This window comes from Vibrio sp. VGrn 2 (assembly GCF_009361695.1).
GTDB classification, from domain to species: Bacteria; Pseudomonadota; Gammaproteobacteria; order Enterobacterales; family Vibrionaceae; genus Vibrio; species Vibrio diabolicus.
Map to the genome: position 1 here is coordinate 278,510 of NZ_RBWD01000005.1, position 10,844 is coordinate 289,353.

The window sequence follows — 10,844 nt, forward strand, 5'->3', positions numbered from 1 at the left end:
CATATAAAGTGAATTTGTCTATATAAAATATAGCAAAACGCAAATTAAATTATCAAATTGCATTTGCATAATGCAACAAACGTAGCCATTGATAGTACAGTTAATCATCTCAATAATGTAAACCAAATATTAAGATATCGTTGTATTTGAATCACCTCATAACCTGTAACAAAAATAAGCAATTACTTGGATATACAACCCAGTAGCTACAGCACTATTTCATACTTTTTTCGTCGCAATGTTTGTATACTCTGTGCCATCGAAACGACTTAGCATTAGAGCAATGAACTACTTAATTACTTTCTTCAAAGGAATCGCCATGGGCGCAGCAGATGTTGTTCCTGGCGTATCAGGCGGCACCATCGCGTTTATCACCGGCATTTACGATACGCTGCTTGAGAGCATTCGACGCATTAACCCATCACTTTTCTCTATTTGGCGAAAAAAAGGGGTTAAAGCCGCCTTTAATCACATCAACGGTTTCTTCCTTATCGCTCTGTTTGCCGGTATTTTCACCAGCATTGCTACGCTAGCAAAGTTGATCACTTGGCTTCTTGACACACACCCGATCCCACTTTGGTCATTTTTCTTTGGTCTGATTTTGGTATCGGTCTATCACATTATTCGTCAGGTTGAACAACGTGATCTTATCCGCTTTGTGACTCTACTTGTTGGTGTCGGGTTTGCTTACAGCATCACCGTGCTTAAACCTCTGCACATGGAACCAACAGCCATTAACACATTGTTCGCTGGGGCTATCGCGATTTGCGCGATGATCTTACCGGGCATCTCTGGCAGCTTTATCTTGTTATTGATTGGGATGTATGCGCCAGTATTAGCCGCCGTGAAAGGCTTCCAAGTCGATACATTGGCGCTGTTTTTGTCAGGTTGTGTGATTGGTTTGCTGTCCTTTTCGCATCTATTGTCGTGGTTACTACGCAAGTTCCGCGATTTCACTCTGATGTTTTTGACAGGCTTAATGATTGGTACGTTACCAAAGATTTGGCCTTGGAAAGAAACCATCACTTGGCGTACCAATTCCAAGGGTGAGCAAGTGCCCTTACTACAGCACAACCTATCACCATTTGAATTTGAACACGTGACATCACAACCCTCTCAGTTAGTGCTTGCCGTTGTGATGATGCTTGCTGCCATTGCGCTGGTTTTGAGTCTCGAAAAATTCGCAGATTCAGACAAGTAACTGCGGTATCAAATCAATACGGAATCAACAAACAAGAACGGAGCCAATTGGCTTCGTTCTTGTTTGTTGGCAAAGAGAAAATCATCGCAATTGAAAATCTTTATGGGCTTGATTCACCCCCCCCCCCCCTACACCGCGCGGTTATTTTGATCTCTGTCATCGAGGCACAACGCACAATTTATCTAGGCCACGAGTTGGCGAATGACGCTTCTGTGCTACGATGCAGGTAATGTTAAGTGATAAATGCTGAACCTTAATGAAAGTGTTACAAATCGCCGCTGTTTCAGCCGCACTGGTTGCGGGATTTTATGCCCCGACGTTACTAAAAAGCTTTTCTTCATCCACTCCGATCAAACCGATAGATGAGTATTGCGTTCTCTCTACTGCCTCGTGCGTTCAAGAGAATGTTACGATGACGCTCAACGCAGATACTGCTCAACCCTTGGTACCCACTACTCTGAATGTTGAGTGGCACACAAGCGATGCTGAGCAACTCGTCCTAAGCCTTTCAGGAAGAGAAATGGAGATGGGAGAACCCAAGTTTTTACTGAAGCAAGTCGCTTCCGGTCGATATCAAGGTGACATCATTCTGCCGGTTTGCACTCAAGACGCCATGACCTGGGTTGGTGAACTCAGTGATGGAGAGAATACCGTTTACCCTGCTATAAAAATGCAAAGATAAGGAATCGTTATGAGCCGCAATTGGTCCCTATTTCTCGTAGTTGCTTTCGCCCTCGGGTTTGGCGTAAAAAGCTATTTAGATAATCAGAAAACGAAGCCAGAGCAAGTGGATAGTTCCACCTCTCAACAAACGGTATTGTTTGGGGAAAATAACCAAGCCGTCAATATCTTCGATGTGAATGACCCTCGCATTCGAGTCGTCTATTTTGGCTTTACTCGCTGCCCAGATGTTTGCCCAACTTCGCTTGCTATGCTAGCAGGAGCCCTAAATCAGATCGATGAAGCGCAAAAAGCGCAACTGCGCCCAATGTTCATTTCTTTAGATCCAGAGCGTGATGAGGCCGATGCCTCGGCGAAATATGCCCATTACTTCCATCCAATGATTGAAGGCCTATCGGCACCTCTTGATGTAACCACACCTTTGGCACACAACTATGGTGTTATTTTCCGAAAAACCGAATTGGAAGGCTCGGAGCTCAAATACACGCTTGATCACAGCTCTTACTTTTACTTCTTGAAGCCGGATGGCACGTTAATCACCAAGGTACCGCATACACTCTCGCCGGCACCGATTGTTGAAGCCATTTCAAAACTGACGACTGAAGGCTCCTCAAATGACAGTTAAATCAGTGCTGAAACAGTTTTTCAGTTTCCTAACTCAAACCAACCCCAATGTCGAACAAGACGTCGATACGATCATTGACGCCATTGGGGGGATAGAAAACCTGCTAGAAACTGGGGCATGCGCGACTCGGCTGCGTCTTACCCTTAGAACGACGTCCATTATAGATAAAAATGCACTCAAAAATCATGGCGCGCATGGCGTCGTGATACTGGATGAGCGTCATGTCCAAATCATATACGGCTTAAAAGCCAACACGTATTCGCAGATAATGGAAGAGCGCATCAACAAACAAAGCTAATATTTTCGCTGTATAGCTACCCTCTAAGAAAAAGGGCGGCTATACTCTCTTGGCTTAATTAATTCACTTATTTATTAACCAACGAAGAGGACACATGATGATTGTATTGAATAACACTAACTGGGCATCGCAAGGGTAAACCTAACCGCACCAACTCTGTGGCATAGCCACAATTCCCCTTCTCTGCCCGGTCTTCACCGGGGTCAACTCTATCCGAATTAGACCCTAATGCGATTTGTATTAAGGCGCTTTTTTGCGTCTGGGATAATTCAACAATGAATCAAACACATACTTTTTGTGACACATTAATTTCAACTTCAAACCCACTAAAACGATTGGGTTGGAAACCATTTTTTCAGCAACAACTGACACTAGACGATTACGACGACACTATCTTTGCACGTGTGATTGCGCATCACCGAAGTGGTTACCTATTGGCGACAGAAACGGGGCAAGTCCACCTCAATGCCCACCACTCTCTACCCAATATGACCGTCGGAGACTGGGTTATCTTAAATGACGATCAGCAGTTTGTTCGCTTACTGGATCGCTTGAGCCTCTTTAGCCGCAAAGCAGCGGGCAGCAAAGTGGCAGAGCAACTCATCGCCGCAAATGTGGATACCGTTTTTATCGTCTGTTCCCTTAACGACGACTTCAATTTAAGTCGTATTGAACGCTATCTCGCCTTGGCTCATGAAGCCGAAGTCGAACCCGTCATCGTGCTTTCCAAAGCCGATTTGTGTGACGACGTCAATCAACTCAAAAGCCAAGTACAGAAGCTAGACCCTCTGCTAGTCATTGAGACGGTCAACGGCTTAGATGCAGAAAGTACTTCTAAGCTCATGAGTTGGTGTAATGAGGGGCAAACCGTCGCTTTTATCGGTTCTTCAGGCGTTGGCAAATCAACTCTTGTGAATGCATTACTCGGGCAGCAAGAACAGGCGACTGGGCATATTCGTGAAGACGATAGCAAAGGGCGACATACAACCACATCGCGCTCTATCCATCTATTACCTGATGGCGGCATCTTGATTGATACTCCGGGAATGCGCGAGCTTCAACTAGTAGACTGCGAAGTGGGCGTCAGTGAGGCATTTTCTGACATTGAGGTTCTCGCTCAGCGTTGTCGCTTTGGTGATTGCCAGCATCAAACTGAGCCGGGTTGCGCAGTTCAAGCTGCGATTGAAAATGGCAAACTGGAGGTTCGTCGTTTCAATAACTATCAAAAACTATTGCGAGAACAAGCCTTTAACGGCGCGACTTTGGCAGAACAACGAGCTCAAAGTCGACAGTTCGGGAAACTCACTCGAAATGCCATGAGTGATAAGCGCAGGCGCCAACAAAGTTATTGATTTGTTACGTTTGAGTTGTCAATAAAATCAAAGGAGACGAAAGTCTCCTTTTTAACAACTTTATTAAAAACCATTACTCATAACTAATGATAATTTTCAACATAAAAATCTTATTTAAATAACATTGAGCAAACATTTAATCCAAAAACAAACTAAAACTAGACACAAAATATTACCAAGCTAAGATATGTGATATTCAGCAAGAAAATGGCTGAATTTATAAAAACAGGATAATTGATAATCATGTGTCTTAGTGACCAGAAGCAATGCTCACCCCTTGCAATACAAGGGCATTATCGCCGTGTAATGATGGACTATTGCCCTGCTCGCTCTGGCATAAAATTGCAGGAATGATGTATGCAACACAACAGCCTCGTTGCCCGATTTGCTCGTGGTAACCTCGTCGTCCAGATCCTTGTCGGTATTGTCTTTGGTATTTTGCTCGCCACAATTTCCCCAAGCCATGCCGAAAGTGCAGGATTAATTGGTAGCCTTTTTGTTGGTGCTCTTAAAGCGATCGCGCCAATCCTTGTGTTTATTTTGGTTGCCGCTTCAATTGCGAACCAAAAGAAAAACCAGCACACGTACATGCGTCCAATCGTTGTACTGTACCTGATGGGTACGTTCTTCGCGGCGCTATCAGCAGTGGTTCTAAGCTTCCTTTTCCCGACCAATTTAACGCTTGTCACCGGCGCTGAAGGTGCAACGCCGCCTCAAGGTATTGCTGAAATTCTACGCACACTGTTGTTTAAACTGGTCGACAACCCAGTAAATGCACTAGTAGAAGCAAACTACATTGGCATTCTTGCTTGGGGTGTGGGTCTGGGTCTTGCGCTACACCACGCATCTGCAACAACGAAAGCCGTGTTTGAAGATCTCAGCCACAGCGTGTCTCACATTGTTCGCTTTATCATTCGTCTTGCACCATTTGGTATCTTTGGCCTGGTTGCTTCAACGTTCGCAACAACAGGCTTTAGCGCACTAGCAAGCTACGCACACCTTCTGGCGGTTCTTCTTGGCGCAATGATGATCATCGCACTCGTTGTAAACCCGGCGATCGTGTTCGTTAAAACTAAGCAAAACCCTTACCCACTTGTATTCCGTTGCCTACGTGAAAGTGGTGTAACCGCGTTCTTCACTCGTTCAAGTGCGGCGAATATCCCAGTAAACATGGCACTATGTGAGAAGCTAAAACTGGACGAAGATACGTACTCAGTATCTATCCCACTAGGTGCGACCATTAACATGGCTGGTGCTGCAATCACTATCACAACGCTAACGCTTGCAGCTGTGCACACTATGGGTATCGAAGTTGATCTACTGACTGCGCTACTGCTCAGTATTGTGGCTGCGGTTTCTGCATGTGGCGCATCAGGTGTTGCAGGTGGCTCGCTACTACTTATCCCACTTGCGTGTGGTCTGTTTGGTATCTCAAACGACGTAGCAATGCAGGTTGTAGCGGTTGGCTTCATCATCGGCGTGATTCAAGACTCTGCTGAAACTGCACTAAACAGTTCAACAGACGTTGTCTTCACAGCAGCAGTTTGTAAATCAGAACAGCAAAAAGCTCAGTAAGACTGACAGAATAAATAGAAAGGGGAGCCGATGATGGCTCCCCTTTTTTATATACTAATTATTTGCGCTCAATTACGCGGTGGCCAGAGCCACCTCTTCAATTGAGAAATGCTTACTTGGCTCAACAAACTCTTGCTGTGCCGCGATAGTTTGCAGCTCCCACTCCCCTGCATGGTAAGTGGCGCTTAATACCCCGTAGCACGCGTCATGGCAGTGTTGGAAAGCTTGCTTAGGAGACCACCCCTTCAATAATCCAGCGGTGAAGATAGCCGAGATAAGATCACCCACACCTACAGGCTGTTTGGCAAACTCAAACTGAGGACGCTTCGCTAAGTAAATGCCTTCTTGCGTTGCCAGTAACATGTTGAAGCTGCCATTCTCTAGGCAGTAAAGGTGCTTCAATAGCACTATTTTTGGACCTTTCGCTAGTGCACGTTGGCATGCGGTGATCGCATCGTCTAGTGAGTGGATTTCCATCTCTGAAAATTGGCTTAGCTCGAACTGGTTAGGCACGATCACGTCCGCCATTGGCATCAAACGAGTCAGAAGATTTTCAGCAATACCCGGCGCTACAATGCAGCCTTTGTCTGGCGCGCCCATCACAGGGTCGCAAACATAAAGTGCCTTCGGGTTCGCTTGCTTCACCTTCGTCACGGTTTCTTCAACAGAAAGGCACTGCTCTGCGCTGCCTTGGTAGCCCGTCAACACCGCTTGGCACTTTTCCAATGCACCGATGTTACTAAGACCACGAACTAATTCGCTAATGTCTTCAGCCGCAAACGCTCGCCCAGTCCAACCTTCTTGATACTGCGTGTGGTTAGAAAATTGAACGGTATGAATCGGCCATACTTCGAAGCCCATGCGTTGCATTGGGAAAACGGCACTGCTGTTACCAGCATGACCAAAAGAAACATGAGATTGTATAGAGAGGATACCTTGCATAGTACCTTACCTCTTATTGTTGTTATCGATAGTTCAAAGACAGCGGCAAGCGCCAGTTTTGCGAAACCAGTAGTGTATCCGACAAACCAAGATTCTCTAACTCAATTCTCGTTAACTTCTTCAGAGTAAGTTGGAGCGCTGGTTTTCAACACCATCTTCTTGATTTCCATTTTGTCTTTATTCAGTGCGATTTCTAGGGTATCTCCTTCCCTTATCCCGAGTTGAGTCAGGATTACGCTTGGAATGACTACGGCGGTATCGTCACCGATTTTAACAGGTTGACTTATCATCTTTCGTCCTCCAAATGTCGAAAATGAGTTTTCACATCATTGGATATTTATTCCCAAGAGCCTTGTTCTGACTTGGGCTTGGCATAAGCGCCTAAAAACAAAGAGCCTTCCACACCGCGCTTGGGAAGGCTCTTTCATTATTATTTTTTAATTTGCTAAAGGCTCATGCTTGGCAGCAATCAGACCGTAAGCACTCCAGCCTAGGAAGGTGACGATTGAGCCCCACATCATCGCTTCGTAGCCGGAACCATATAGCGCGTAGAAGCTGTATAGGGAACCAATCAGAGCGATAATGTTGGTGGTTTTCATCTCGCGCTCTGGTACGTGCGCCACTTGCTGCATGATGAAAATTGCGCCCATACATAGGATGTAAGGAATAACGTTCGTTACTACCGCTAGGTTAACCAGCGCTTCGAACTGCTCGTTCAGCGTTGGAGAAATAGTCATTAAAGACAGCACCGATTGGATAACCGTGATGGCCACCATACCTTTGATTGGCGTACCACGTTTGTCCACTTGAGAGAACAATTTAGGGAAGAAGCCCGCATCAGAAGATGATTTGAACACTGACGCGATAGTGAACTGCCAACCTAATAGAGAACCCGCACAAGCCAATACCGCCATACCAGCAACCGCTTTACCTGCTGCTGAGCCAAGCATCACAGACCATACGGTTGAGAATGGCGCGGTAGAAGCGGCAAGCTCAGAGTTTGCAACGATACCAGAACAGATGTTTGTCGATACAATGTAAACCACCGCAGCAATCAACGTACCGCCCAATACTGCGATTGGTACGTTCTTCTCTGGGTTTTCTACCGCTTCTGAGTTCGCACAGGCCGATTCAAGACCAAGAAACGCCCATAGTGTCATGGCAATAGAAGCACTCACAGCTTCACCAAATGGTAGGTGGTGTGGGTTCCAAGCTTCGATGTACATGGTTGGGTTAAACCAGAACCAACCAACAATACCTAGCGAACATACTGGTAGGATCACACCCCATACCGTGAAGGTACCGATTTGACCTGTGATTTTCGCACCACCGAAGTTAGCGAAAGTACAAATCCAAAGAATGGCGATGGTGTACAAACAGGTTTCGACCGGAGATAGGGTCACTTCAAAAAATGCGGAGCCGTAACCCACACAGGTAATCGCGATCGCAATATTCGCAATAAGGAGCGACAAACCGTAAGTCCAGCCCGCCATAAACGCACCCGATTTACCGAATGCGTAAGACGCGTAACCGTTCATACCGCCGTCACGTTTACTAAAGCGACCACATTTTGCAAACACATAAGCCAACGCCAAAGAGCCCGCTGCCGTGATCAGCCAAGATAACACAGAAATGGTGCCCACTTGCGCCAGTTTACTTGGCAGCATAATGATACCGGAGCCAGCCATGTTGATGAACGTCAAAATGGTTAACTGCACCACCGACATTTTTTTAGTTTCAGTACTCATAAATTATTCTCCACGAATAAGCGGTTCGCACCGACGCCGGAGCGTGGTGCGAACGGGTAGATTAATCTTTTAGGACATAGCAATGTGCGGTAGTGCGACCGTCGACATCTTCAAGGTACACACCTTGAATTTCTGGCGCGAAGCCTGGGAATCGGTTGATGCCTTCTTCTAGAGATAAGAAGTAATCCACCACCTGTTGAGTCCAGATTTCACCAGTGATCACACAGATAATGCCTGGAGGGTAAGGTAGTGCACCTTCGGCGGCTACGCGGCCGACGGCCTCTTTAAGTGGTAGGTAATCGCATTCACCGCGGAAGTATTTACGTGTTGCCACGTCGGGTTTGTGAACCATTTGTGGGAAGTATTCACTGCGGAACATCGCTTTTTGTAGCTGTTTCACGTTCAGCTCTTTGTACATGTCATGCATTTCCTGACATAGCTGACGGATGGTGTAACCACGGTAGCGCTCTTTGTTCGTTTCGTAGACGCCTGGTAGCACGATACTGAGAGGTGCATCATCACGAATGAATTTTTCAAATCGGTTGATTTGCGCAACAAGGTGACGGATCTTACCCATATCTTCCGCTGGTGTGAGTAGGAACAAGATGGAGTTCAAGTCACACTTCTCAGGGATGATGCCGTTTTCGCGAAGGAAGTTCGCCAATAGCGTTGCCGGAATACCGAAATCTGCGTAGCTGCCGTCTTCGGCAATGCCTGCCGTGGTTAGCAACAATTTACATGGGTCAACAAAGTATTGACCTTCACCATAACCTTCAAACTTGTGCCAGTTTGCATCTGGCTCAAACATGAAGAACTTCTTGTTGGTCGCGATCACATCCGTGTCGTAACTGCCCCAAGGTTGACCTTCAATTTCATTTGGAATGAACGGACGAATTAACTCACAACTTTTGAGAATTTCTTTACGCGCTTCGATACCGGTCTTAACCGCGTCGCTCCATAAACGTAAGCCTGCTTCACCATCGTGGATCTTCGCGTTCACATCCAATGCAGCAAACAACGCATAGAACGGAGATGTCGATGCGTGCATCATAAACGCGTTGTTAAAGCGTTTGTGATTGCAGTAACGAGCCTGGCCTTTGATATGGCGGTCTTTTTTGTGGATTTGCGACGTTTGAGAGAAGCCAGCTTGTTGCTTGTGAACAGACTGAGTCACGATCACACCCGCATCTTCTGGTTTCAGATCCAGTAGCAGTGGCGAACAGTCTTTCATCATAGGGATGAACTGTTCATAGCCTACCCATGCAGAGTCAAACAAGATGTAGTCACAAAGGTGGCCAATCTTATCCATGACGTAACGAGCGTTATAAATTGTACCGTCGTAAGTACCCAACTGGATGATGGCCAGGCGGAACGGACGTTCATCTCGTGCACGCTCTGGAGATACTTTCGCGATTTGAGCACGAATATACTCTTCATCGAAACAGTGCTCATCCATACCACCAATGAAGCCCCAAGGGTTACGCGCCGTTTCTAGATAAACTGGCATACCACCCGCTTGGATTAACGCACCGTGGTGGTTCGATTTGTGGTTGTTACGGTCGAACAGTACCAAATCACCTTCAGTTACTAGCGCGTTACACACCACTTTGTTTGAAGCAGAAGTACCGTTGAGTACGAAGTAAGTCTTGTCAGCGTTAAATACTTTTGCAGCGTGTGCTTGCGCTTGGTGTGCAGAACCTTCGTGGATCAGTAAGTCACCTAAGTCCACGTCCGCGTTACACAAGTCGCTACGGAATAGGTTTTCGCCAAAGAAATCGTAGAATTGTTTACCAGCAGGGTGTTTTTTGAAGAACTGACCACCTTGGTGCCCTGGACAGTCAAACGCCGAGTTACCCATCTCAACGTAGTGCGTTAATTGCTTGAAGAAAGGAGGGAGCAGACGACACTCATATTTAGTCACGGCTTCATTAATTTGACGGCAGTAGTAATCGATAGATTGTCTTTCTAAATCAATAACACCCGTTAACCAAACGTAATCTTCTGCCGAAACTGGAGTTTCATCGGTCACTAAGAAAACAGGAATTCCGTACCCTGTTTCCGAAATCATTCTGTGCAGACCCGCTTTAATGTCTGCTGACGTAATAATAGCCGCACCAACGTCGGTTAATTCAACTTGTTCTAAAGGCAGTAAGTGACGATTAAATTGTTCATCTAAAGATTCAGCTAATAAGCTAAAGTCTTCAGGCATGTAATTACTAACACCTATAATTAAACGTTTCATTTGAAATATCTCTTTTTGTTCTTTAAAAATGACAAGGACAGATATTACAAACGAAATATTTATTTAAAATTCAAATTACAAATTTCGTGATTAAATTTTCATATTTAAAAGACTTATTTTATCGAATTAAAATTTAGAGACTTTCATCACTTTCCAGTTTCTATCTCAATGATATTGAAA

General features: G+C 45.6%; 10 protein-coding genes. 6 read left to right on the top strand and 4 right to left on the bottom strand.

Annotated features, from left to right (window positions below; genetic code table 11):
* Positions 1 to 283 precede the first annotated feature (283 nt).
* The 6 genes from D8S93_RS11580 to sstT all read left to right on the top strand — a co-directional run bounded on the left by D8S93_RS11580 (position 284) and on the right by sstT (position 5,732).
* On the top strand, positions 284 to 1,201 hold the full coding sequence (locus D8S93_RS11580) for a DUF368 domain-containing protein (RefSeq protein ID WP_041853110.1): 918 nt from the start codon (positions 284 to 286) through the stop codon (positions 1,199 to 1,201).
* 256 nt (positions 1,202 to 1,457) lie between these two features.
* Positions 1,458 to 1,883: a hypothetical protein gene (locus tag D8S93_RS11585; RefSeq protein ID WP_152813277.1), complete on the top strand. Its 426-nt coding sequence runs from the start codon at positions 1,458 to 1,460 to the stop codon at positions 1,881 to 1,883.
* A gap of 9 nt (positions 1,884 to 1,892) precedes the next feature.
* Positions 1,893 to 2,507 (top strand): SCO family protein, encoded by a 615-nt coding sequence (locus tag D8S93_RS11590; RefSeq protein WP_006740812.1) that lies wholly within the window; start codon positions 1,893 to 1,895, stop codon positions 2,505 to 2,507.
* Complete coding sequence (locus tag D8S93_RS11595) at positions 2,497 to 2,805, top strand: PTS transporter subunit EIIB (RefSeq protein ID WP_046875700.1); 309 nt, start codon at positions 2,497 to 2,499, stop codon at positions 2,803 to 2,805. Before D8S93_RS11590 ends, D8S93_RS11595 begins: the two co-directional genes overlap by 11 nt.
* Before the next feature lie 275 nt (positions 2,806 to 3,080).
* Positions 3,081 to 4,157 carry a ribosome small subunit-dependent GTPase A gene (rsgA, locus tag D8S93_RS11600; protein ID WP_152813279.1) on the top strand — a complete coding sequence of 359 codons (1,077 nt, stop codon included), beginning with the start codon at positions 3,081 to 3,083 and terminating at the stop codon, positions 4,155 to 4,157.
* 357 nt (positions 4,158 to 4,514) lie between these two features.
* Positions 4,515 to 5,732, top strand: a complete 1,218-nt coding sequence (gene sstT / locus D8S93_RS11605; RefSeq protein WP_005396770.1) for a serine/threonine transporter SstT — start codon at positions 4,515 to 4,517, stop codon at positions 5,730 to 5,732.
* A 72-nt stretch (positions 5,733 to 5,804) separates the two neighbouring features.
* On the opposite strand, the gene pdxY is transcribed toward sstT, so the two are convergent.
* The 4 genes from pdxY to speF all read right to left on the bottom strand — a co-directional run bounded on the left by pdxY (position 5,805) and on the right by speF (position 10,664).
* Positions 5,805 to 6,674 (bottom strand): pyridoxal kinase PdxY, encoded by an 870-nt coding sequence (pdxY, locus tag D8S93_RS11610; protein WP_152813281.1) that lies wholly within the window; start codon positions 6,672 to 6,674, stop codon positions 5,805 to 5,807.
* A 101-nt stretch (positions 6,675 to 6,775) separates the two neighbouring features.
* Complete coding sequence (locus D8S93_RS11615; RefSeq protein ID WP_005396772.1) at positions 6,776 to 6,964, bottom strand: AbrB/MazE/SpoVT family DNA-binding domain-containing protein; 189 nt, start codon at positions 6,962 to 6,964, stop codon at positions 6,776 to 6,778.
* Between the two features lie 147 nt (positions 6,965 to 7,111).
* Positions 7,112 to 8,422: a putrescine-ornithine antiporter gene (potE, locus tag D8S93_RS11620; RefSeq protein ID WP_005396773.1), complete on the bottom strand. Its 1,311-nt coding sequence runs from the start codon at positions 8,420 to 8,422 to the stop codon at positions 7,112 to 7,114.
* A gap of 61 nt (positions 8,423 to 8,483) precedes the next feature.
* Entirely contained in the window at positions 8,484 to 10,664 is a 2,181-nt protein-coding gene (gene speF / locus D8S93_RS11625) for an ornithine decarboxylase SpeF (protein WP_152813282.1), read from the bottom strand.
* Positions 10,665 to 10,844 lie beyond the last annotated feature (180 nt).